Origin of the sequence: Paenibacillus sp. 2RAB27, assembly GCF_052115445.1 — a bacterium.
Classification (GTDB): Bacteria; Bacillota; Bacilli; order Paenibacillales; family NBRC-103111; genus Paenibacillus_E.
In genome coordinates, this window is the sequence record NZ_JBFRGR010000008.1 from 85,402 (window position 1) to 109,062 (window position 23,661).

General features: G+C 44.6%; 22 protein-coding genes and 1 other annotated feature. Of the genes, 17 read left to right on the top strand and 5 right to left on the bottom strand.

All coding sequences use genetic code 11. The annotated features are described in order from the left end of the window. Window positions 1-35: 35 nt before the first annotated feature. The 11 genes from spoIIGA (at window position 36) to ileS (ending at window position 10,276) form a co-directional block, all read left to right on the top strand. Complete coding sequence (gene spoIIGA, locus AB4114_RS13990; protein ID WP_441989006.1) at window positions 36-959, top strand: sigma-E processing peptidase SpoIIGA; 924 nt, start codon at window positions 36-38, stop codon at window positions 957-959. A gap of 149 nt (window positions 960-1,108) precedes the next feature. Further along, window positions 1,109-1,831 (top strand): RNA polymerase sporulation sigma factor SigE, encoded by a 723-nt coding sequence (gene sigE, locus AB4114_RS13995; protein ID WP_171635332.1) that lies wholly within the window; start codon window positions 1,109-1,111, stop codon window positions 1,829-1,831. Between the two features lie 160 nt (window positions 1,832-1,991). Then, window positions 1,992-2,774, top strand: a complete 783-nt coding sequence (gene sigG / locus AB4114_RS14000) for an RNA polymerase sporulation sigma factor SigG (protein WP_056612640.1) — start codon at window positions 1,992-1,994, stop codon at window positions 2,772-2,774. Between the two features lie 142 nt (window positions 2,775-2,916). After that, entirely contained in the window at window positions 2,917-3,216 is a 300-nt protein-coding gene (locus AB4114_RS14005) for a YlmC/YmxH family sporulation protein (protein WP_056612638.1), read from the top strand. Between the two features lie 112 nt (window positions 3,217-3,328). Continuing rightward, the gene (pgeF, locus tag AB4114_RS14010) at window positions 3,329-4,189 is read left to right on the top strand and encodes a peptidoglycan editing factor PgeF (RefSeq protein ID WP_441989007.1); all 861 of its coding nucleotides are present in this window, start codon (window positions 3,329-3,331) and stop codon (window positions 4,187-4,189) included. Window positions 4,190-4,232: 43 nt separating this feature from the next. Continuing rightward, complete coding sequence (locus AB4114_RS14015) at window positions 4,233-4,919, top strand: YggS family pyridoxal phosphate-dependent enzyme (protein ID WP_441989008.1); 687 nt, start codon at window positions 4,233-4,235, stop codon at window positions 4,917-4,919. Between the two features lie 53 nt (window positions 4,920-4,972). Further along, window positions 4,973-5,395: a cell division protein SepF gene (locus tag AB4114_RS14020; protein WP_441989009.1), complete on the top strand. Its 423-nt coding sequence runs from the start codon at window positions 4,973-4,975 to the stop codon at window positions 5,393-5,395. Window positions 5,396-5,435: 40 nt separating this feature from the next. After that, complete coding sequence (locus tag AB4114_RS14025) at window positions 5,436-5,708, top strand: YggT family protein (protein WP_157256863.1); 273 nt, start codon at window positions 5,436-5,438, stop codon at window positions 5,706-5,708. Between the two features lie 2 nt (window positions 5,709-5,710). Continuing rightward, window positions 5,711-6,493, top strand: coding sequence for an RNA-binding protein (locus AB4114_RS14030; RefSeq protein WP_441989010.1), 783 nt, complete (start codon window positions 5,711-5,713; stop codon window positions 6,491-6,493). Between the two features lie 151 nt (window positions 6,494-6,644). Next, window positions 6,645-7,121: a DivIVA domain-containing protein gene (locus AB4114_RS14035; protein WP_171635339.1), complete on the top strand. Its 477-nt coding sequence runs from the start codon at window positions 6,645-6,647 to the stop codon at window positions 7,119-7,121. A gap of 72 nt (window positions 7,122-7,193) precedes the next feature. Beyond that, window positions 7,194-7,442 (top strand) — a binding site (T-box leader). Between the two features lie 65 nt (window positions 7,443-7,507). Further along, window positions 7,508-10,276, top strand: coding sequence for an isoleucine--tRNA ligase (gene ileS / locus AB4114_RS14040; protein WP_441989011.1), 2,769 nt, complete (start codon window positions 7,508-7,510; stop codon window positions 10,274-10,276). A gap of 71 nt (window positions 10,277-10,347) precedes the next feature. Here ileS and AB4114_RS14045 read toward each other — a convergent pair whose 3' ends face one another. After that, window positions 10,348-11,085, bottom strand: a complete 738-nt coding sequence (locus AB4114_RS14045) for a molecular chaperone DnaK (protein ID WP_171635343.1) — start codon at window positions 11,083-11,085, stop codon at window positions 10,348-10,350. A gap of 139 nt (window positions 11,086-11,224) precedes the next feature. Here AB4114_RS14045 and lspA point away from each other — a divergent pair, with 139 nt between their 5' ends. The 3 genes from lspA to AB4114_RS14060 all read left to right on the top strand — a co-directional run bounded on the left by lspA (window position 11,225) and on the right by AB4114_RS14060 (window position 13,950). Next, window positions 11,225-11,743, top strand: coding sequence for a signal peptidase II (gene lspA, locus AB4114_RS14050; RefSeq protein ID WP_436242956.1), 519 nt, complete (start codon window positions 11,225-11,227; stop codon window positions 11,741-11,743). Further along, a complete protein-coding gene (locus tag AB4114_RS14055; RefSeq protein WP_441989012.1) occupies window positions 11,718-12,668 on the top strand; it encodes an RluA family pseudouridine synthase in 951 nt (316 codons plus the stop codon). Before lspA ends, AB4114_RS14055 begins: the two co-directional genes overlap by 26 nt. A gap of 127 nt (window positions 12,669-12,795) precedes the next feature. Continuing rightward, entirely contained in the window at window positions 12,796-13,950 is a 1,155-nt protein-coding gene (locus AB4114_RS14060; RefSeq protein ID WP_441989123.1) for an aminotransferase A, read from the top strand. A gap of 803 nt (window positions 13,951-14,753) precedes the next feature. On the opposite strand, the gene AB4114_RS14065 is transcribed toward AB4114_RS14060, so the two are convergent. From AB4114_RS14065 to AB4114_RS14080, 4 genes are all read right to left on the bottom strand, one after another. Then, window positions 14,754-15,875 carry an N-acetyldiaminopimelate deacetylase gene (locus AB4114_RS14065; protein WP_441989013.1) on the bottom strand — a complete coding sequence of 374 codons (1,122 nt, stop codon included), beginning with the start codon at window positions 15,873-15,875 and terminating at the stop codon, window positions 14,754-14,756. Between the two features lie 27 nt (window positions 15,876-15,902). Next, window positions 15,903-16,613, bottom strand: a complete 711-nt coding sequence (dapD, locus tag AB4114_RS14070) for a 2,3,4,5-tetrahydropyridine-2,6-dicarboxylate N-acetyltransferase (RefSeq protein WP_310227073.1) — start codon at window positions 16,611-16,613, stop codon at window positions 15,903-15,905. A gap of 72 nt (window positions 16,614-16,685) precedes the next feature. Then, window positions 16,686-18,563, bottom strand: a complete 1,878-nt coding sequence (locus AB4114_RS14075) for an ABC transporter ATP-binding protein (protein WP_441989014.1) — start codon at window positions 18,561-18,563, stop codon at window positions 16,686-16,688. Next, window positions 18,560-20,284, bottom strand: coding sequence for an ABC transporter ATP-binding protein (locus AB4114_RS14080; protein WP_441989015.1), 1,725 nt, complete (start codon window positions 20,282-20,284; stop codon window positions 18,560-18,562). The genes AB4114_RS14075 and AB4114_RS14080 overlap by 4 nt, the downstream gene beginning before the upstream one ends. Window positions 20,285-20,692: 408 nt before the next feature. Between AB4114_RS14080 and pyrR the strand changes: the two genes are divergently transcribed. From pyrR to AB4114_RS14095, 3 genes are all read left to right on the top strand, one after another. Continuing rightward, the gene (pyrR, locus tag AB4114_RS14085) at window positions 20,693-21,241 is read left to right on the top strand and encodes a bifunctional pyr operon transcriptional regulator/uracil phosphoribosyltransferase PyrR (protein WP_171635353.1); all 549 of its coding nucleotides are present in this window, start codon (window positions 20,693-20,695) and stop codon (window positions 21,239-21,241) included. Between the two features lie 5 nt (window positions 21,242-21,246). After that, the gene (locus AB4114_RS14090) at window positions 21,247-22,146 is read left to right on the top strand and encodes an aspartate carbamoyltransferase catalytic subunit (RefSeq protein WP_441989016.1); all 900 of its coding nucleotides are present in this window, start codon (window positions 21,247-21,249) and stop codon (window positions 22,144-22,146) included. Between the two features lie 89 nt (window positions 22,147-22,235). After that, window positions 22,236-23,519, top strand: coding sequence for a dihydroorotase (locus tag AB4114_RS14095; protein WP_441989017.1), 1,284 nt, complete (start codon window positions 22,236-22,238; stop codon window positions 23,517-23,519). Window positions 23,520-23,661: the final 142 nt, after the last annotated feature.

Here is a 23,661-nt window from a genome sequence, read left to right on the forward strand (position 1 = left end):
GCTAGATAGTGCCCTTCTTGGAGGTGAGGCATGGCATGGTCGTCTATGCGGATCTCATTTTCCTGTTGAACTTTCTGGTGGATGCAGCGTTACTATTGGTCACTGCAAAAACGCGGAAAATAGCGTTCACATGGTGGAGAATTGCACTTTCTGCAGCATTAGGGGCTTCTTATGTCGTTATGATGTTTTTACCAGTTCCAACCTTGCTTTTTACATTTTCTGTGAAATGTATGTTCTGTACAGGTATGATTATGACCGCTTTTGGTTACGGTTCCTTACAAAATTTATTGCGGAATATGGGAACTTTTTTACTCATCAATTTTGCTGTTGCTGGTGGGATGTTCGGCATCCATTATGTGCTTGCCTCTTCCTCGGATGTTATGAAGGGAATCGTATTTACGCAATCTGGTGTCGCCGTATTCCAATTTCAAATCGGCAGCATCTTGTTTGTGGTCCTACTGCTGCTTCCTCTCATCTGGTGGTTTAGAACCGTATTTCAAAGCAGTAAGCAGCGTGAGGTTATGACGAGCTATTTGGCCGAGGTCACGATTCACATTGGGGATTTCAGTGCAACCTGCAAAGGGTTGATCGATACGGGTAACCAACTGTATGATCCATTGACACGAACACCCGTTATGGTTATGGAAGTATCGGAATGGGGAGATGTTCTGCCTGAGCAATGGCTGCAAAGGATACGCTCATCAGATGTGGATCAAATCATCAGCGGCTTAGGGGTAGAGGAATTTATCTGGCAGGATCGTTTGCGACTCGTACCTTACCGTGGGGTCAACCGGAATACGCAATTCATGCTGGCGATTAAACCCGATAAGGTGGTGATTATTCATAATGAATCGCAATTGGAGGCAACGAAGGTGCTTATAGGGCTCGACGGAGGGAAGCTGTGCAGCGATGGTTCCTACCAAGCCATTATCCATCCTGCATTGATTCAAGCAGGCTAATGTTTCAAGATAAGTTGTCAGTACAAGATTCATGAGAGGTTCAACGGCAGTACATGGTTTAATACTATAAAGTCAGTTTTCCATTGGAAAACGCAGCTTAGCTTACGATGAAAGTTTTGCTATGGCAAAACTCTTAGGAGGAAACTAACATGTTCTTGAAGTGGAAACTGCTCTTTCAACTAACGTATTATCGCATTTTGATGATGCTAGGACTCAAAGGTGAGGAAATCTATTACATAGGTGGTAGTGAAGCATTGCCACCGCCGCTTACTCGTGAAGAAGAAGAATACTTATTGGAAAAATTACCATCTGGGGATGCAGCTATTCGAGCTATGTTGATTGAACGCAACCTGAGATTGGTTGTCTATATAGCGAGAAAATTCGAGAATACGGGTATTAACATCGAGGACTTGGTTTCAATTGGAGCGATTGGTCTCATCAAAGCAGTAAACACATTTGACCCCGAGAAGAAAATTAAGCTGGCTACCTACGCATCACGCTGTATCGAGAATGAAATTCTGATGTATTTGCGCAGAAATAGTAAAATTCGAACAGAAGTATCGTTTGATGAACCGTTGAATATTGATTGGGATGGTAATGAGCTTCTATTGTCTGATGTATTAGGCACAGAGAATGATACCATTTACCGCAATATCGAAGAACAAGTTGATCGGAAGCTTTTACATAAGGCGCTTGATAAGCTTAGTGAACGTGAGCGTATTATCATGGAGCTGCGGTTCGGGTTGCAAGATGGGGAAGAAAAGACTCAGAAAGACGTTGCAGACCTGTTAGGTATTTCGCAATCGTATATCTCTAGATTGGAAAAACGGATTATTAAGCGGCTTCGCAAAGAGTTTAACAAGATGGTCTGAAATTTTTTTTTGGCAGTAAATGTCGAAATTGTTCAGGTGTCACGGGAGGGAGCGAGTCAGTACCCTTTTGTCAAGTGGCTGAGCAAGGGATAGGACAGGAATAAATCGACCGCTCACGGGGATAATTAACAGTAATGTTTCTCCTTGGGAGGTAATCACGGTGACCCGAAATAAAGTTGAGATATGTGGAGTTGACACCGCTAAACTGCCTGTGCTAACCAATGCAGAGATGCGTGAGTTGTTCACTGACCTGCAAACAAAACAGGAACGAACTGCAAGAGAGAAATTGGTCAATGGCAATTTAAGGTTGGTACTGAGTGTGATTCAACGGTTCAACAATCGTGGAGAGTATGTGGACGATCTCTTCCAAGTTGGCTGTATTGGTTTGATGAAAGCCATTGATAACTTTGATTTAAGTCAAAATGTCAAATTCTCGACCTATGCTGTACCGATGATTATAGGTGAGATACGCCGCTACTTACGAGATAATAACCCGATTCGCGTTTCTCGTTCCTTGAGAGATATTGCTTACAAAGCGTTGCAAGTTAGAGACAGTCTAACGAATCAAAACTCACGCGAGCCATCTATTTATGAAATTTCTGAAGCCTTGAACGTACCGAAAGAAGATGTTGTGTTCGCGCTTGATGCCATTCAAGATCCAGTATCCTTATTTGAGCCCATTTATCATGATGGAGGCGATCCGATCTATGTGATGGATCAAATAAGCGATGAGCGCAATAAAGACATGTCATGGATTGAGGGTATCGCATTGCGAGAAGCGATGCATAAGTTGAATGCTAGAGAAAAGATGATCCTTTCAATGCGCTTCTTTGAAGGGAAGACCCAGATGGAAGTGGCAGATGAGATAGGCATTTCTCAAGCACAAGTTTCAAGGTTAGAGAAATCGGCTATTTGTCAGATGCAGAAACATGTGAAATCCTAAGTGCAATTAACAAAGACTGGAACGGCCTTGGTAGACAAGCCGTGAAGGTCTTTTTTTGTTTGACAGGACATTTTGCCCATAAGGCACATATACTAATAAAAAATCAGTACAAATTCTAATGAGATATGTGGTGATAGGCCTCATGAAAATATCTGATTTCCAGACGAAGGACGTAATTAATATTGTGGACGGCAAAAAGCTTGGACAAATCAGTGATTTAGAGCTTGACCTGCGTCAAGGACGAATCGAATCCATTGTTGTTCCGAATCAGAGTCGATTTTTTGGACTGTTTGGAACAGGGACCGATGTTATCATTCCTTGGAAGCATATCGTGAAAATTGGTGCAGACGTTGTGCTCGTTAAGCTAGAAGACGTACGGCCATATCGACAAACGGACGACACCGAAGTGGTATATGAGTTTAATCGTCAATTTAAAAATTGACGTTGGACACACGGGGACGCTGTATCAGCACTAGAGCAGCTGATCAGGCATCGTGTGTCTTTTTATTTTGTGCTAAAGTAGAGATATACAAAAAGGGTTGGAGGGATTTGCATTGGAACCATTTGTCATACAACCGTCCTTACATTCAGAAGAGGATCAACCAGTCCTTTTACCAATAGCTCCGTGGAAGTCATTATTTCCTGAGATTACTGCCGGCTTCAGCTCTCGTTTAGGTGGAGTAAGTCAAGCCCCTTTTTCAACGCTAAATCTCGGTTTGCATGTGAATGATAACCAGGAGGATGTCGTGCGTAATCGAGAGCGCGTTGCAGACGCTGTAGGACAGCCATTTACATCTTTTACATATGCGGAGCAGGTACACGGGAAAGACATTGCTATCGTCAGTCTGAACGAGCAGGGCATGGGGCGTGATCGTAGAGAAACAGCTCTTCAAGCGAAGGATGGATTTATAACAAAGGAGAAAGGCATCGTACTCTGTGCGCAATTTGCGGATTGTGTGCCGTTATTTTTCTATGATCCCGTTCAGCGTGTGGTGGGTCTTGCCCATGCAGGTTGGAAAGGTACTGTGTTAAACATTTCCATGGCTACAATATCCTTAATGACACATACTTTTGGTAGTCAGCCAGGGGATATCCGAGCAGCAATAGGACCCTCAATTGGCGCCTGTTGTTATGAGGTTGATCAGACGGTCGCATCGCGTGTTATGTTGGTTTTTGAGGAAACGCAGATATCGGCCGAGGAACAAGATGCTATTATTACCGATAAAGGCAACGGGAAGTACATGTTGAATTTGCAATTATTAAATCAGAAATTGATCGAGCAAGCAGGAATTTTGTCGTCCCATATCGAAGTAACTCAGTTATGTACGAGTTGTCGAACTGAACTCTTCTTTTCGCATCGAAAGGAAGGGGGTTCCACAGGGCGAATGATCGCTTGGATTGGTCTTCACCCCTAAGGAACAGGAACAGGCAGCGTGTTTGAATTGAGGTGTAGAGAGAATGAGCGTATTGGAACGCAAACAAGAGGTTGAAGCTCGGATAGCAACCGTATGTCGGGAGTCAGGCCGTCAAGAAAATGACATTAAGATCATCGCAGTAACCAAATATGTATCTTTAGAAACGACAGAACAAGTATTGAATACCGGTCTACATCATATTGGGGAAAATCGTTGGCAAGATGTAAAGCCGAAGTGGGAAGCTTTGCATGAGCGTGGTACATGGCATTTTCTAGGACATTTGCAGACGAATAAGGTGAAGGATGTCATTGGCAAATTCGCTTATATTCATTCATTAGATCGGATGTCGCTAGCGAAAGAGTTAGACAAGCAAGCTGCTGGTTTGGGAATAGAAGTCAATTGTTTCTTGCAAGTGAACATTTCTGGTGAAGCTTCGAAATATGGCGTATCGCCTCAAGATTTCTTTCAATTTGCTGAAGAAGTAAGCAAGCTTGCTCATATTCGTGTATGCGGATTGATGACGATGGCCCCTTATGAGTTAGAATCGGAAGAAACGAGACCTGTTTTTCGAGGATTACGTGAGCTTCGGGATCAATTGAATGAACGTAAGTTGTTCCCTTATGAAGTGAAAGAGCTCTCCATGGGGATGTCAGGCGACTTCGATGTGGCCATTCAAGAAGGTGCAACTTGGGTTCGTTTGGGTACTGTATTAGTAGGCAAAGAAGGCTAAGGGCATGAGGAACTGGATTCCGATGTGTATGATTTCGATAGGAGGGAAGCGCTATGGGTGTGTATAACCGATTTATGAACTTTCTGGGACTTCAGGAAGAGGAAGAAATTGTAGAGCGTGAACGGATTGTAGAATCAACAGAAGAACCTGAAACCAATCCATACGAATTACGTAATAAAAATAAGGCGAATGTCGTCAGTATTCATTCACAGAAGAATTCACGCGTTGTGCTTAGTGAACCTCGCACTTATGAGGAAACACAAGACATTGCAGACCATCTACGTGCTCGTAGAGCGGTTGTCGTTAATTTGCAACGAGTTCGCGGCGATCAAGCAATCCGAATTGTAGATTTCTTGAGTGGTACGGTTTACGCATTGAATGGGTCTATCTCTAAGCTTGGACCGAATATTTTTCTCTGTACACCAGACTCAGTAGATATTCATGGTCATATCTCTGAGATGATGGGCGAGGAATAGACGCATATCCCCAAACACATAGACAGAGGTGGGAAACAACGTGGATAACGTTTACTCTTTTTTAAGCGTTTTGACAGAAATTTATTATTTCATGATTATTGGTTACTTGATCTTATCTTGGTTTCCAAACGCACGTGGCAGTTTTGTCGGTGGACTGCTTTCGAAGCTGGTTGAACCGTATTTGGCTCCATTCCGCAAAATCATACCAAGCATCGGTTTCATTGACCTCTCGCCAATCGTGGCGTTGATTGCATTGAAATTTGTCGTCATGGGTATCTTTGCTGTTCTTGATTTCATCGTGGGGATTTTCTAGTCTTGACGAAGGATATTTATGGACATTTTCACCAAGACGAGCATCATTTTGTTGATAAAGCCTGGGATTGGATTGAGCGAGCTGCCGAGCAGCATGCCGTGAAGTTAACCGATTTCCTCGATCCCAGACAGGCTTTCATACTCAATTCACTCGTCAACCGACACCCGGATGTACATTGCCGACTGGATGGCGGCTATGAAGCAGCAGAGCGTAAGCGTGCTATTATTGCGCCTGACTACCGCAACTTGGATAGTGAAGACATGGCGATGGCCGTGTTAGCTGTATCCTCAGGGGATGGCAAATTTCTTACGTTAGAACACGGAGATTACATGGGCGCCATTCTTGGACTCGGCATGAAGCGGGACAAGGTTGGCGATATTCATGTTATAGAGGGTGGCTGCCATTGCTTGGTGACTCAAGATGCAGCAGACTATTTGCATTTGAATTTATCACAAGTACATAGAGTACATGTCCAAACGGAATTGCTCTCTTTAGATAAGCTGGAAGTAGCGCAAGCGCAATTGGATGAGCTCCATCTATCCGTTGCCTCCATGCGAATGGACGGAATTGTAAGCGATGTATTCCGGCTTAGCCGAGCCAAAGTATTAATACCGATCCAAGCCGGTCGTTGCCGCGTGAACTGGAAGTTAGAAGAAGATCCAAGCAAGCCACTGAAAGAAGGCGATATGATCTCCTTACAGGGTTTTGGTAGGTTCAAAGTGCTTGAAGTGGAAGGCGTATCGAAAAAAGGTCGAATTCGTGTGAAGATTGGCAAGTTTGCATGATCGTGGATAATTTATCCACGAACTTTGCAGGAATTGCTAATTTTCTGTCGAACTGAACTGTATAGACATGGGTGTAGGCTAGCTTTCAGACGAGCTCAGCTTATGCTTACGAAGTCAGTTTTGCTGCGCAAAACGCTAAGGAGGGGCACTGATGCCATTAACACCGCTAGATATACATAATAAGGAGTTTTCACGTTCGTTTCGTGGTTATGATGAGGATCAAGTGAATGAATTCCTAGATCAAGTCATCAAGGATTATGAAGCGCTTATTCGTGAGAATAAGGATTTGCAGAATCAATCGATGGCCTTGCAGGAGCGTTTGGATCACTTCACGCATATTGAAGAATCGCTGAGTAAAACAATCATCGTGGCTCAAGAGGCTGCGGATGAAGTAAGAAGCAATTCGAAGAAAGAAGCGCAGTTAATCCTGAAAGAAGCGGAGAAGAATGCGGATCGGATTATTAACGAATCATTGACGCGTTCTCGCAAAGTAGCTCTTGAGATCGAAGAACTCAAGAAACAAGCGTCCATTTATCGTACGCGCTTTCGGACTTTACTTGAAGCACAGCTTGAATTACTGAATACAGAAGGCTGGCAAAGTATGCAGTTTGAACATAAGGAAGAGTAGGCATGGAGCAGTAGGCAGGTATCATATTGACTATGCTTGTCAGATTGGGTATACTCCTGTTAAAAGTATCGCAATAAAGCTATGACTGGAACGAGTAGGGCGTTATGAGCAGTGTCAGCGAATTAGGGTTGTGGTGTGAGCCTAATCTCTGCAACGTACCGAATATCCCCCAGGAGCGTCTCTTGAACCCAAGTAGGGAGAAACGGGTCATGCCGTTACACATGATCGAGTGAAGAAGCTCTGTTCGACTCGCCTTTAGGCGCGTGTTCATGAGGCTTTTTAACGAGGGTGGTACCGCGAGTTGAGTTTCTCGTCCCTTTTGGGATGAGAGGCTTTTTTTGTTTTTTTAGACTAGGATAGATTGAACCAGGAGTGGAGTGGTAAAGATGGATTATGGAAAAACATTAAACCTATTACAAACAGAATTCCCAATGAGAGGTAATTTGCCGCAGGCAGAGCCGAAAATGCAAGAGCATTGGGAAGCAGAAGACATTTATGCGAAGGTACAAGAAAGTCGTAAGGGGAGAACGAAGTTCATTTTACATGATGGGCCTCCTTATGCGAATGGAGATATTCATATCGGTCACGCACTAAACAAAGTGCTAAAGGATATTATCGTACGTTTTAAAACACTGCAAGGCTTCGACGCGCCGTATGTGCCAGGTTGGGATACACATGGCTTGCCAATCGAGCAAGTGATTACGAACAGCGGGAAAGTCGATCGTAAGAAGATGACGGTTCCCGAGTTCCGTGAATATTGCAAAGAATACGCCTTGCAGTCCGTTGAGAAGCAGAAGAGTCAATTCCAACGCCTTGGTATCCGCGGAGATTGGAAAAATYCGTATATCACGCTACAACCTGGATACGAAGCTCAACAGATTCGTGTCTTCGGTACGATGGTACAGAAGGGCTTCGTTTACAAAGGCTTGAAGCCTGTGTACTGGTCCCCATCGTCTGAGAGCGCATTGGCTGAAGCAGAAATCGAGTACAAAGAGAAAACTTCAACATCCATTTACGTCGCTTTTCCAGTAAAGGATGGCAAAGGCAAGCTTCCAGAAGATGCTGCCATCGTCATTTGGACAACGACAGCTTGGACATTACCAGCGAACTTAGGTATTTCCTTACACCCTGAATTCGAGTACGCAGTAGTTCAAGCGAATGGGAAGAAATATGTGCTGGCACAAGGTCTTCTTGCAACAGCTGCGAAAGAAATCGGCTGGAGTGAATACGAGGTATTATCGACAGTAAAAGGTAGTGAGTTGGAGTTTGTTACTTGCCAACATCCTTTCTACGATCGCGAATCTCTTGTTATGGTTGGCGAGCACGTGACACTAGAAGCGGGTACAGGTTGTGTTCACACAGCTCCTGGACACGGGGAAGACGACTTCGCTATCGGTCAAAGATATAACATTGGCGTGTTGTGTCCTGTTGACGATCAAGGACATTTTACGGCTGAAGCACCAGGGTATGAAGGCTTGTTCTATGAAAAAGGCGGCAAGCTGATCATTGAGAAGCTGCAAGAGAACGGTCTTTTGTTAAAAGCTGCTGACATTCAGCATCAATATGCACACGACTGGCGTACGAAAAAGCCTGTTATTTATCGTGCTACGGAGCAATGGTTTGCGTCGATCGATAAGTTCAGACAAGAGATGCTGGATGAAATCAAGCAAGTGAAATGGACGCCAGAGTGGGGCGAAGTACGCCTACACAACATGATCGCTGATCGTGGAGACTGGTGTATTTCCAGACAGCGGGCGTGGGGCGTTCCGATTCCTATTTTCTACTGCCGCAGCTGTAATGAGCCACTTGTTAACGAGCAAACAATTGAACATGTTGCCCAGTTATTCGAGCAAGAAGGTTCGAATGCTTGGTTCATCAAGGATGAGAAGGATCTACTTCCACACGGCACTAGCTGTACCAAATGTGGTCACGGTGAATTCCGCAAAGAGACAGACATTATGGACGTATGGTTTGATTCCGGTTCCAGTCATGTTGCGGTTCTCGAGTCGCGTCCAGAACTTCAATGGCCTGCTGATTTGTATCTAGAAGGTTCAGACCAGTATCGTGGTTGGTTCAACTCTTCCCTGATCACTGGTGTAGCAACGAGAGAGAAATCGCCGTATAAAGGCATTCTGAGTCATGGCTTTACACTAGATGGCGAAGGGCGCAAAATGTCCAAATCCATCGGTAACACGATTGATCCGAATGTGGTTTGTGGCAAATTAGGCGCTGATATTCTTCGTCTATGGGTTTCCTCCGTGGATTATCAATCCGATCACCGAATTTCGGACAATATTTTGAACCAAACGACTGAGGTATATCGTAAAATTCGTAACACTATGCGCTTCCTACTTGGGAATTTGAGTCAGTACAATCCGGCTACAGATCGTGTTGCTTATGCGAGACTATCCGAACTTGATCGCTATGCGTTGATTCGTTTGAACCGCATGATCGAGAAAGTTATTAAAGCTTATGAAGCCTACGAATTCCATGTTGTGTATCAAACAATTCACCACTTCTGTGCGGTAGAAATGAGTTCCTTTTATTTGGATATCATCAAAGATCGTCTGTATGCGAATGCGGCTGAKGATCCGGCACGTAAAGCGTCACAAACCGTGCTATACGCTGCTTTGACTGCGATTACGAAGCTTATTTCACCGATTCTTCCTCATACTGCGGATGAAGTTTGGAAATACATTCCAGGTGTAGATTTAAGCTCAGTGCAACTTGCTGAATTACCGGAAGTAGAAACGAGTGTTTATAACGAAGAGTTGGAGATTAAATGGAATTCCTTCTTGGAAGTACGTGATGACGTGCTGAAGGCGCTAGAAGAAGCGCGTAAGGAGAAAGTCATTGGTAATTCCTTGGGGGCAGCCGTGAATTTGTATCCAAATGAAGCGATGTTTGCTTTGTTGACACAATTCGTGCAATTGGATCAGTTGTTCATCGTATCCGCTGTTAACCTTCACCCCGTCGGTACTTCTGTACCAGAAGGTGCACTTCAGTCCAAAGATGTTGCCATTGCCATCGCTGTTGCAGGCGGTGAGAAATGTGAACGTTGTTGGATAGTAACGCCAGAGGTTGGGCACAGTAAGGAGCATCCAACACTCTGCGTCAGATGTAATGATGTTGTGTCTGCTCATTATCACGAGTAGAGGAACCAAACGAGCTTGCGCGACATGCGAAGCTCGTTTGTCCTGTTTTTAATCAGGGTCATTTCTTGTATTTATTCATCGTCTAAATCGGCAGTTCTTTCGGGTTCAAGAAAAGGATCGCCTTCATCGCTGTGCATATACTCGTTATAGGCTTTACTTCGTACAATGGTAACATGTTCACCATAGAGATCAGTGGCTACAAAGCTTTCGAATGACTCTACATAGCCTTCTAACTCGTCGGCTTCAATGTACATGTCATTGTAGCTTTCTACTTGGTTGCTTTCTGCGAAAGCGGGGGTATTTGAAGTTCCCCAGCTTTCAACGATTTGCCAGGCATCTTCACCATCAAATTCTGTTTCGTTGTTTTTCTCATCGAAGCTCGTACGCCCGAACGGTGGATAAAGAACCTGCTCTTCAACAGGACGTCGGAACGATTGGTCGGGATCAGGCACATGTTCTATGCTGTACAAAGTTGTGGGAATGGCTTGCAGGCGCTCATACGGTATGGGTTGGTGGCTAAAAATACAAACGCCATAATCGCCACTTTCCATACGAGCTAAAGCTTCATTGACTTGTTGTAAATGCATCTCTGCGTGTTCATTAAGCGAAATGTCTTTCGCTCGTTCAAAAACTTCGGACCCGATATCACCGGGATGATTATCGTACATGGAGAGCTCGCCTATGGAATCTGAGAATGAATTTGCGAGTCCAAATTGATCATTTGAAGCGAAATGCTTTTCTAGTGCAACCTTTTCCTCCAACAGTTGTACATATAAGGATTGTAATTGCTCTTCGGTTAAATGGCTCATAGGTCATACAGCTCCCTTCTAACAGCTCATTCATACCGTTTATGATGCCGATAGACCGCTTTTTTTAGTGAGGTAATTCCTTGAAAAATAGGAATGTACAAGCTTTTCACAATGTAGGAGGTACTCTTAGATGAAATATTTGAAATATTACCTGTATGCACTTCTTGCATTTATTCTTGATCAAGTTACGAAATGGATCATTGTGAAAAAAGTACCGCTCGGCGAAGAGCGTCCTGTCATTGGGGATTTTTTCATGATTACATCCCATCGTAACCGTGGTGCGGCCTTCGGTATTTTACAAAATCAACGTTGGTTTTTCATCATTGTTACTATACTTGTGCTGTGCGGTATTGTTTGGTACATGCAGCGCACCATTCGTGAAGGCAAAGTGTTGCTTCCATTCGCGTTGTGTTTACTTTTTGGAGGAGCATTCGGTAATTTCGTAGACCGTGCTTTGTTCGCAGAAGTTGTGGATTTCTTCCAGTTTACCTTTGATTTTAACTTCTTTGGCAAGGAAGTCGATTATATCTTCCCAATTTTCAATGTAGCGGATTCATGTATCGTTGTCGGGGTTATCCTGATCTTCATTGAATCGATTCTAGCTTCACGAAAAGAGAAAAAAGGAGCAACACATGAACACAAACCAGACCTCACCTGAGTCCGTGACTCAAGAGCCAATTGAATGGACGGTTGAAAATCAGTTTGCCAACGAACGGATCGATAAATTTATTACAGAAGCGTTGGAAGAAGATATTTCTCGAACACTTGTCCAACAGTGGGTCAAAGATGGTCATGTTAAGGTGAATGGGAAAGCAGTAAAGCCTAATTATAAATTGTCTCTGCATGATGTGATTGCGTTAGTGGTTCCAGAGCCTCAAGGCGTGGAGTTGCTGGMTGAAAACATTCCTCTGACTGTTGTATACGAGGACAGTGATGTGATCGTTATCAACAAACAGCGTGGACTCGTAGTTCATCCAGCGCCTGGACATTACTCGGGCACCTTAGTGAATGCGTTAATGTACCACTGCAAGGACTTATCTGGCATTAATGGTGAGCTTCGCCCAGGTATTGTGCACCGAATTGACAAGGACACCTCAGGCTTAATCATGTCAGCCAAAAATGATAAGGCTCACGCAAGCCTTGCTGAGCAATTGAAGGCACACACGGTTAATCGCAAATACATTGCATTGGTACACGGATATATTCAACATGATCAAGGGACGATCGATGCGCCGATTGGACGCGATTCTCATGATCGTAAGATGTATACCGTTACGGAGAAAAATAGCAAAACCGCAGTAACGCACTTCGTCGTTATCGAACGGTTTGGTGACTTTACTTTAGTTGAGTTAAAGCTGGAAACGGGGCGTACGCACCAAATTCGCGTGCACATGAAATTCATAGGCCATCCGTTAGTTGGGGATCCGATGTATGGCAAAAGCAAAGGCATGTTGATGGATGGTCAAGCCTTACATGCGGCTATTCTAGGTTTTACACATCCACGAACAGGGGAATGGATGCAGTTCGAAGCGCCAATTCCTCCTGATATGGAGAACCTCATATCAACGATACGGACAACATAGTTCTTGTTCAAATATAAAAATTTATATGTTTCACAATATAAGTTGGTTATATTTCTGGATAAATGCTTCCGTCCAAGAAGGACGGCGTAGCCATTTATTTCGAATGGAGAGAGGAGAGCTACTCATGTTGGAGCATTTGATTAACCCGCAAGTCAAAGATATTCAAATATCAGGTATTCGTAAAATTTCGAATCTAGTCAGCACGATTCCTGGAGCTTTGACCTTAACGATCGGACAGCCTGATTTCCCTACGCCGCGGCATATTATCGAAGCGGGACAAAGAGCTTTGGATCAAAACAAAACGGTCTATACGCAAAACCCTGGTTTAATCGAGCTTAGAGAAGCTGTTTCTAATTTTGTGAAGGTCAAGTATGGCCAGGAGTATCGCGCGGCGGATGAGATTATCGTCACAGCAGGTGCTAGTCAAGCGGTTGATATCACGTTGCGGACGATTTTGACACCAGGCGCAGAGGTCATCATTCCAGCTCCGATTTATCCTGGATATGAGCCTTTGATTCACTTAGCGGGTGGCGTTCCTGTCTATGTGGATACAAGAAAGAATGGCTTGAAATTAACAGCTGAGCTATTGGCACCATACCTAACAGAGAAAACACGTTGTGTTATTCTATGTTATCCGTCAAACCCGACAGGTCAGGTGCTCACAGAGAAGGAAATTGCTGACTTGGCCGAGTTATTGGCAGACCGGGAGCTATTTATTTTATCCGACGAAATCTATAGCGAGTTGGTGTATGGGGTTCAGCATCGTTCCATTGCGACAGTCGGCAAGTTACGCGAAAAGACAATCGTCATTAATGGCTTGTCCAAATCTCATGCCATGACAGGTTGGCGTGTAGGGTTTACAATGGCTCCTGCGTACCTCACAGCACATATGGTGAAGGTGCACCAATATAATGTGACTTGTGCTAGCTCAGTGAGCCAGTATGCCGCTTTGGAGGCTTTGACGGTAGGGATCGATGATGCACTTCCGATGCGTGAAGCTTATGTAGCTCGTCGGGATTATGTCTACGATCGTTTGATCGCAATGGGGATTGAACTAGAGAAGCCGGATGGCGCTTTCTATTTGTTCCCGTCCATTGCAAAGTTCGGTTTAACATCGCAAGAATTTGCGATGAGGCTGCTGCATGAAGAGCATGTTGCTGTCGTGCCGGGAGATGCTTTCACTTCCTACGGGGAAGGCTACATCCGGATTTCATATGCCTATGCACAGGAAGTGCTGGAGCAATCGCTGGATCGACTTCAGCGGTTTGTAAGCAAGTTGTAAAAGGGACCATCGCTGGTAGCAGCGGTGGTTTTTTTGTGGAATTTGGAGGGACCACTAGCTGCTGCTGCCTAAGCGCAAACCGCGCGAACCCTGAGCAGCACTCCAACAACCGAACCCGAAACCCGAACCMMGAACCGCCAACAAAATAAAAAATGATACACCTCTGACCACCTAGCTGTCCATCAATAAATGGAAAACATACAGTTAATTTCCTCGTTTCAGACCCGAATTTATGATTAGATGGAAAATCTACAGCTAATTTCAAAGGAATGGTTAGTTTAAAGTAAAATGAGCACAATTAGCTACATGAAATCCAGTTATTTGTATTTTGGAAGGTGTTTTGGCAAAAATAGCTACATATAATCCAGTTAATTGATTTGTTGCGGTTGAAAGTTGGGGTGGAGAATTAGGTGGATTGAGCTGGAAAAGTAGGAATGGTGTACTTGTGGGAAATGAAGTAGAGGGAAAGTAGGAATACTAAGTTAGTGGGAATAGTGTTGAAAGAAAGTAGAAGTAGTAGAAGTAGTAGAAATAGTTGAAATAGTTGAAATAGTTGAAATAGTGTGATTGTGGGAATTGGGGTGGAGTAATAATGAGTGTGAAAAAGTGGAGGAAAGTTTGATGCTGAAATAGAGTGAGAGCTGTTGAAGTAAACTTAGATAGCTGTGTTAGTAGTAAATGGACAGGATAGAAGATGGAGTGAGGAAGTAGAGGGAAATGAACTCAATATCCAATCATCAAACATACAAAAAGCCTCCCAATCAACCAAATATAACTTTGGTTGATCGAGAGGCTTATTCATTTTAGCTAGACTTATATCGCAAGTATGCTGTAATCGTATCGATAGCTACATCAATGGCGCGCTCATCGGGATCAAGTTTGGCATGATGCAGGCCATGCGGTGTATCCACACCTAACCAGAACATAAAGCCTGGGATTTTCTCCAAGAAGTAACCAAAGTCTTCGCCGGTCATGGCTTCAGTACACTCGAACAACGAAACGTTACCGCGTCCACGAAGCCAGTCCATGAATTCCACGGTTAATGCGGGATCATTATACACTTGACGGTAATTCGAACCCCAATCAATCGTGACTTCGCATTCAAAGGAAGCTTCAATGCCCGCGGCAACCGCTTCGATGCGTCCTTTGATCTTGTTCATGGAAGCAGCAGATAAGGTGCGAATCGTGCCCTCTAAGCGAGCTTTCTCCGCGATAATATTCTGCTTCGTCCCAGCTTCCATTTTGCCAATCGTGATCACAGCGGAATCCAGCGGATTCACGTTTCGGGACACGATGGTTTGAAGCTGCCCAACCATTTGCGTTGCCGCGATGATCATATCATTCGCTTGATGCGGGTAGGCCGCATGGCCACCTTTGCCAAGCAGATCAATGAACAACTCCGATGTGTTGGCAAACAAGATTTCAGGTCGGACAGCGATCGTACCGACAGGATACTCTGGCGCAATATGGAGCGCAACCATCTGGTCAGGCATCCAATCTTGCAATTCCTTGGCAGCTAGCATCGGTAACGCACCGCCAGGACCTTCTTCAGCTGGCTGGAACAACACAACAAGATCATCCTGCATAGGATTCGCCGTGAAGTGTGTCACAACCCCCATGCCGATAGACATGTGAAAATCATGCCCACACGCATGCATATAGCCTGGATGCTGAGAAGGGAAGGGCAACGTCGTCTCTTCCGTGATCGGAAGCCCATCCATATCTGCGCGATAACCAAACCGCTTACTCGGGTTTAATCCTTTGATATAGACCAGAATGCCCGTGCGCCATGTGCGGATCGTAAGACGCTCCTGCGGCAGCCTGGCCAATTGCTCAAGTAAAAGCTGCTGCGTTTTGAACTCTTGGAATCCCGGCTCTGGGATTTGATGCAACTGACGTCGCAGCTCTACAAAAGGGCTAAGCATAACGATTTCCTCCAGATCTAGTTCACCTTATAGGGTACGTAGGTCTGCTAGAATTTCGGTTTTGGATTTAGTTTTGTCGTCTACTTTCTTGATGACGCGAGCAGGTGCACCTGCAACGACTGTGTACTCTTCAACATCTTGCGTTACGATTGCTCCAGCTGCTACTACGGAACCTTTACCGATTCGTACGCCTTCAAGAATAACCGCGTTAGCGCCAACAAGAACGTCATCTTCGATCACACAAGGTTGAGCAGAAGGTGGCTCGATAACGCCAGCTACAACTGCGCCAGCGCCAATGTGACACATTTTACCTACTTGTGCACGTCCGCCAAGAACAGCGTTCATGTCGATCATCGTGCCATCACCAACGGAAGCACCGATGTTGATAAGTGCGCCCATCATGATAATCGCGTTATCGCCGATATGTACTTTATCGCGAATAACTGCGCCTGGCTCGATGCGTGCATTAATGTGTTTCAAATCTAGCATAGGAATAGCAGAATTACGACGATCATTTTCAACTACGAAATCAACAACTTTATCTTTATTAGCTTCTAGAATCGGCTGAAGCACGCTCCATTCGCCGAAAACGACACCGCTTCCGCCAGTAATGAAGGATTGGCTGCCTTCGCCGAACTCAAGGCCTTCCAGGTTTCCTTTTACATATACTTTCACCGGAGTTTTCTTTTTGCTTTCTTTAATAAATTGGATAATTTCTAGGGTATTCATTTCAGACATGGTGACATCTCCTTCAAATTTATGATTGACTCTCCTATATTAGCAGAAAGGAGGCGTGAGAGCCAACCTGTTTCATACAGCTTCTTGTGCAAATTGACTGTTATAGAGCTCCGCGTAGAAACCTTGCTGCTCCAGAAGCTCCTCATGCGTGCCTTGTTCGATGACGGTTCCTTGATTCATGACTAGAATCAGATCAGCTTCACGAATGGTAGACAGACGATGAGCAATGACGAAACTTGTACGATCGGCCATCAAATTATTCATCGCACGTTGGATAGAGACTTCTGTCCGCGTATCTACGCTGCTCGTTGCTTCATCTAGAATCAAGATGGCCGGATCAGCTAGGATCGCACGGGCAATCGTAAGCAATTGCTTTTGACCATGGGATAAATTGGACGCTTCTTCATTCAAAATCGTATCATACCCATCAGGAAGTGTTCGGATGAAATGATCCGCATAGGCAGCGCGCGCCGCGTCAACAATATCTTCCTCAGTCGCACCAACCCGCCCATAGGCGATATTGTCACGGATTGTGCCATTGAAGAGCCACGTATCTTGCAGTACCATACCGAACAGCCCGCGGAGGTCACTTCGCGTCATATGGCGTGAATCAACACCATCGATGGAAATGCGACCGTTTTGCAATTCATAGAAGCGCATCAGGAGATTGACGATCGTTGTTTTGCCTGCTCCTGTAGGTCCAACAATGGCAACAGTTTGTCCTGGTTTTACATCGATATTCATATTCGTAATTAATGGCGTATCTGCTTTATATGAGAAAGTGACATCTTCAAACTGTACATGACCATGAACTTCTTGAACTTTTTGCGAGTCTTTCTTCTCAAGGACTTCTTCGGGTTCATCTAATAATTCAAAAATGCGTTCAGCCGCTGCAATCGTTGACTGTATCACGTTAGCGATATTCGCCACTTGCGTAATTGGCATACTAAACTGACCGGAATATTGAATAAAAGCTAGAATATCACCAATCTTAATCGCATTATGCGTAACCATAATACCGCCAATGACGCTAACGAGAACATAGCCAATATTCCCGATAAAAGACATTACTGGAAAGATAAGCCCTGAAATAAACTGAGCTTTCCAGCCGGAATGATACAGCCGGTCATTAATTTCATTGAATTTATCAACAGATTGCTGTTCTCTTCCAAAAGCTTTCACGATCGTGTGTCCGGTGTACATTTCTTCGACATGTCCGTTGAGCTCGCCTAGGGTACGTTGCTGTCCTTTAAAATATTTCTGAGAACGGGTAGCAATCATTTTGGTTCCCAAAATGCTAAGCGGCAAGGTGATAATAGTAGCTAAGGTGAGTAGAGGACTTATTGTCAGCATCATGATAATAATCCCGATTAACGTAACGATTGACGTGATGAGCTGCGTCAAACTTTGCTGCATCGTCGAGCTTATCGTATCCACATCATTCGTTGCTCTGCTCATCGTATCCCCATGACTTCTGGCATCGAAGAAAGATAAGGGAACACGCGTAAGCTTCTCACTAACATCTCTACGTAAATTAAATACGATACGCTGTGTAACTTTTACCATGATTCGTTGTTGGATATACATTAATATGGAGCTGAATACGTATAGAGCAGCTAGGATAATGACAATTTGGAGAATCGCATCGAAATCGATTTTGGCACCAGCGATGCCTTTCATCTTACCGATTGCGCCTTCAGATAGCTTGGTGACGGCATTACCCATTAATTTCGGGCTAATAATGCTAAATAGCGTGCTTAGGATAGCCGCAAGGAGAACAAAAGATATGGAGACGCGAAAAGGCTGCATATACGCTAGTAGTCTTTTCAAAGTACCCTTGAAATCCTTCGCTTTCTGAACAGGCATCCCCATGCCCATACCGCCTCGGCCCATAAAACCCGGATTCATGCCGCCTTGGGGGCGCTGTGGTTCTTTCGGTTTGTCACTCATGCACTTTCCTCCTCTGATAGCTGAGAAGCAACAATTTCTTGATAGACCTCACACGTTTTCATGAGTTCGCTATGTGTGCCAATACCCGCGATTCTGCCTTCATCTAAAACGATAATTTGATTAGCGTCCATAATGGTGCTAACACGCTGAGCGACGATAATCATCGTGGCACGTTCTGTTTCTGTTTTAAGGGCGGCGCGAAGCTTCGCATCCGTTTTGAAATCTAAGGCGGAGAAGCTATCGTCGAAAATATAAATATTCGGTTTGCGAGCAAGTGCCCGACCTATGGCAAGACGTTGCTTCTGACCACCGGACAAATTGGTGCCGCCTTGTGCGAGAACGGACTGGAAGTTGTCTTTCATACCGCCAATAAAATCGGCAGCTTGTGCCGTAGTTGCTGCACGAGTAAGCTCTTCCTCTGTGGCTAGTTCATTCCCGAATCGGAGGTTATCAGCCACTGTACCAGAGAAGAGAACGGCTTTTTGCGGAACATATCCGATTTGTTCACGTACGCTTTCAAGTGCAATTGTAGGGAGGGGTTGTTCGTTCAACGTGATTGAACCGGACTCGACATCATAAAACCGCAGAAGTAAATTAATGAGTGTGGTTTTGCCTGAACCTGTTCCTCCAATGATAGCTGTAACCTCACCTGGTTTAGCACTGAAGGAAATATCCTGGATAGCAGGTTGCTCTGCACCAGGGTAACTGAAGGTTACATGGTTAAAATTAACCGTAATTTGGTCCTCGTTCAGGTTAACGGCGTTCTTAGCATTGTGTACGACGGATTCGATAGCCAGTACTTCATTAATACGAACCGCTGAAGCAGATGCACGGGGAATCATCATAAAGATCATGGTCATCATAAACATACTGAACATAATTTGCATGGCATATTGAATGAAGGCCATGAGATCGCCGACTTGCATTTGACTATTATCAATACGAATCCCGCCATACCATAAAATAACAATCATGCCGAGGTTGAATACAAGCATCATGATCGGCATCATTGTGGCCATGATGGTGTTAACTTTGATTGCAGTTTGCGTGAAGTCTTGGCTGGCACGCTCAAATTTAAGCTTCTCATGGTTCGAGCGGTTAAAAGCTCGAATGACACGAATACCTGTTAAATGTTCCCGCAAAGCAAGGTTGATGCCGTCAATTTTGATTTGCTGTGTTTTGAATAACGGAATACCCTTACGCATAATAACAACAATGACCAGTACTAGAATCGGGATTACGGCGATCAATACAAGAGCCAAATGCGTATCCTTGTAGGTAGCCATGATAACACCGCCGATAAGCATGGTTGGTGCCCCAATGAACATCCGCATCATGACAACCAACTGTTGAACCTGAGCGATATCATTCGTCGTTCTCGTAATCAGTGATGACGTGCCTAGCTTATCAAATTCATTAAGGGAAAAGCTCTCGACATGGGAGAAGAGCTTGCGTCGTAGATCCCTTCCGAAGCCAGTTGCTGTCTTGGCAAGCAGATAACTTGCCACCATGACACAGGCCATCCCGCCCATTGCGACGAGCAGCATATAAGCTCCAAATCGCAGAATATAACTGACATCACCTTTTACCACACCGACATCTACAATGTCAGAGAGGAGAGTCGGCAGATACAGTTGAGCTAGTGATTGCAGAAGCATCAATGTAATGATGACAACCACTGAAACTCGGTAAGGCTTCAAAAACCTAAACAATTTGAACATAGTTTCCTCCTTAACCTTTTGGCCACAACGATACTAAATAATAGGAAATAAAGATAGATTTATATGTAAATTATAACACATGCTCCAAGACTTGCCCAAGGAATGATCTATGTATGATGTCAAAAAAACATTGACTTATCCTGTCGAAAGTGGCATAATTCTTTTAATTACATATGTGCCTTTAAAAACAGTCCAGAGAGGCTGGCAAGGTAAAACGATAAGAAAAGTCGGGTAATACTGAATCGAGAATTCAGTAAGCTTAAGGATGTGCGCATCCAGCAGCCCCGCTCTATCTCTTTATGCACTCGTAAACTCCTTGCCAAGAATTGGGCAAGGAGTTTTTTGGTTTTACCACCAGAAAACGTATGTGAACGCTGACGAAGATAGTTTAGCCAGGAGGCGAAAACGATGAATGAGACCGCCGAACACACCATTATTGATGAAATGGGAATTCGTAGAGCACTTACGCGGATTGCACACGAGATACTGGAAAAGAATAAAGGTGTAGAGAATTGTACCTTAATTGGTATTCGGACCCGAGGCATTTACTTAGCGAAGCGCGTAGCAGAACGGATTCTAGAAATTGAAGGCGTACCGATTCCAGTGGGAGAGATCGATATCACTTCTTATCGCGATGATCGCGTGAAAGTCAGATCGGTGGAGAACGTGCAAGAAGGCGGCAAAATGCAAATCCAAGATCGCAAAATCATCCTTTTCGATGATGTGCTGTATACCGGCAGAACGGTAAGAGCCGCGATGGATGCACTAATTGATTTAGGCCGACCGCAAATGATTCAACTGGCTGTACTTGTGGACAGAGGGCATCGTGAGTTACCCATTCGGCCTGATTATGTGGGCAAGAATGTACCGACATCCAAGAGTGAGAGCATAGAAGTGATGTTAACGGAAATTGATGATAAAGATGAAGTTATTATCCAGAGGGGGAAACAGGAGTGAGTAGCATGAGCACAACAACAACTAGACATTTCTTGGGACTGAAAGGCGTAAGTGCGGAGGAGATCACAAGCATTCTGGATCGTGCAGCCTATTGGGAACAAAGCCCTAGCAAAGTAAATAACCAATTCCATGGGAAATTCGTTTCCAATTTATTTTTTGAAAATAGTACAAGAACTCGCTTCTCCTTTGAGCTAGCGCAAAAACGTCTCGGTGCAGATGTGCTGAACTTCTCGTCAGCCGAATCMAGTGTACAAAAAGGCGAGTCCATCTACGACACTGTTCGCACGCTTGAATCCATGGGGATTGATGCTGGTGTAATTCGACTGAAGCCTAATGGTGTGCTTCAAGAGCTTGCTGAGAAAATCAAAATCCCGCTCATCAACGCGGGGGACGGCAATAACGAGCATCCAACGCAAGCGTTGCTTGATTTCTATACAATGCGCAAGCAATTCGGCGCAATCAAAGGTTTAACAGTCTCCATCATCGGAGACATTCTACACAGTCGCGTGGCTCGTTCGAACCTCTGGGGGCTGATCGCTCTTGGAGCCAAAGTGCAGTTCTGTGCTCCTGCCAGTATGCAGGCTCCTGAGCTAGCCGAGTTCGCGCCATATGTCAGCTTCGAAGAAGCTTTGAAAGCCGATGTCGTCATGATGCTTCGTGTACAGCTGGAACGTCACGATACAGGGCTTATCAAATCAGCTGAAGAATACCGCGAACAATACGGATTAACGGTAGAGCGTGCAAGCCGCATGGCGCCTCATGCGATCATCATGCATCCAGCTCCAGTAAATCGCAATGTGGAGCTAGATGATGAACTCGTGGAACATGAGAAGTCCAAGATCTTTACACAAATTGCTCATGGTGTGCCGATTCGTATGGCTGTCATCGAACGAGCTTTATCATAAAAACACCCCACAAAGTGAAGCCAAGCTCTGAAGTTGATTCCGATTACTTTGCGGGGGCCCCAAACGAATACTAGGAGGACAATATCACAATGGGAATTTGGATTCTAAACGGACTTACCGTTGATGCGAATAATGTACAAACGAAGAAACATGTTTTAGTCGAAAATGATAAAATTACACAGGTCGTTGATGCTTCTAATGGTGAAGTACCACAAACAGCKGGTCATGAAGTCATTGACGCTGCTGGCAAGCTTGTATCACCTGGTTTCATTGATATGCACGTGCATTTGAGAGAGCCTGGCTTCGAACATAAAGAAAACATTGCAACTGGAACACGTTCTGCGGCAAGARGCGGTTTTACAACAATTGCTTGCATGCCAAATACAAGACCGGTTATTGATACCGTAGATACGGTAAATTACATATTAGATAAAGCAGCAACAGAAGGTGTTGTGCGCGTCATTCCTTACGGAACGATCACGAAGAACGAGCTTGGTCGTGAACTAACGGACTTCGCAGCGTTGAAAGAAGCGGGAGTAATCGGGTACACGGACGATGGCGTTGGCGTTCAAAGCGCGCAAATGATGAAGGATGCAATGGCGCTTGCCGCATCACTCGGTATGCCAATCATCGCACACTGTGAAGATGACACATTGGTTGTAGGAGCGCCGGTAAACGAAGGGACTTTCGCGACAAAGCATGGTCTGAAAGGTATCCCGAATGAATCCGAAGCGATTCATGTTGGCCGCGACGTATTGCTAGCGGAAGCAACTGGGGTACACTACCACGTATGTCATGTCAGCACAGAGCAATCCGTTCGCTTGATCCGTCATGCCAAACAGTTCGGCATCAAGGTTACTGCAGAAGTGTGTCCGCATCATCTTCTTCTGTCAGAAGAAGACATTCCAGGGATGGATGCGAACTGGAAGATGAACCCGCCCCTACGTACACCGCGTGATGTACAGGCTGTTATCGAAGGATTGGAAGACGGCACGATTGATATCATCGTAACGGATCATGCACCGCATACGGAAGAAGAGAAWGCCAAAGGCATGATGATGGCACCATTCGGAATCCTTGGTTTCGAAACAGCATTCTCCTTGCTGTATACGAAATTTGTACTTACAGGCAAATGGACACTTGGCTTCCTAGTGGATCGCATGACCAAAAAGCCTGCTGACGTATTCGGTCTTCCATACGGAACTTTAGAAGTGGGCAGCGCGGCAGACATTACAATCGTTGATCTGGATACAACGAAAGCAGTTGTGAAAGAAGAGATTGTTTCACGCAGCAAGAACACCCCGTTCATCGGTTGGGAGCTGCAAGGTTGGCCGGTTGTTACGATTGCTTCCGGTAAAGTTGTATACTCTTGAGTTCAAGAAATAGCCTTAATTTTAAAGCCTAAATCCCGAGAAGCATCTATACGATTGCGTTAAAATCGTGTATATTTATACAGAAAGATTAATCTTTATGCAAGTCCTTGAATCATTACATGGTAAGCATGACATCTGCGGT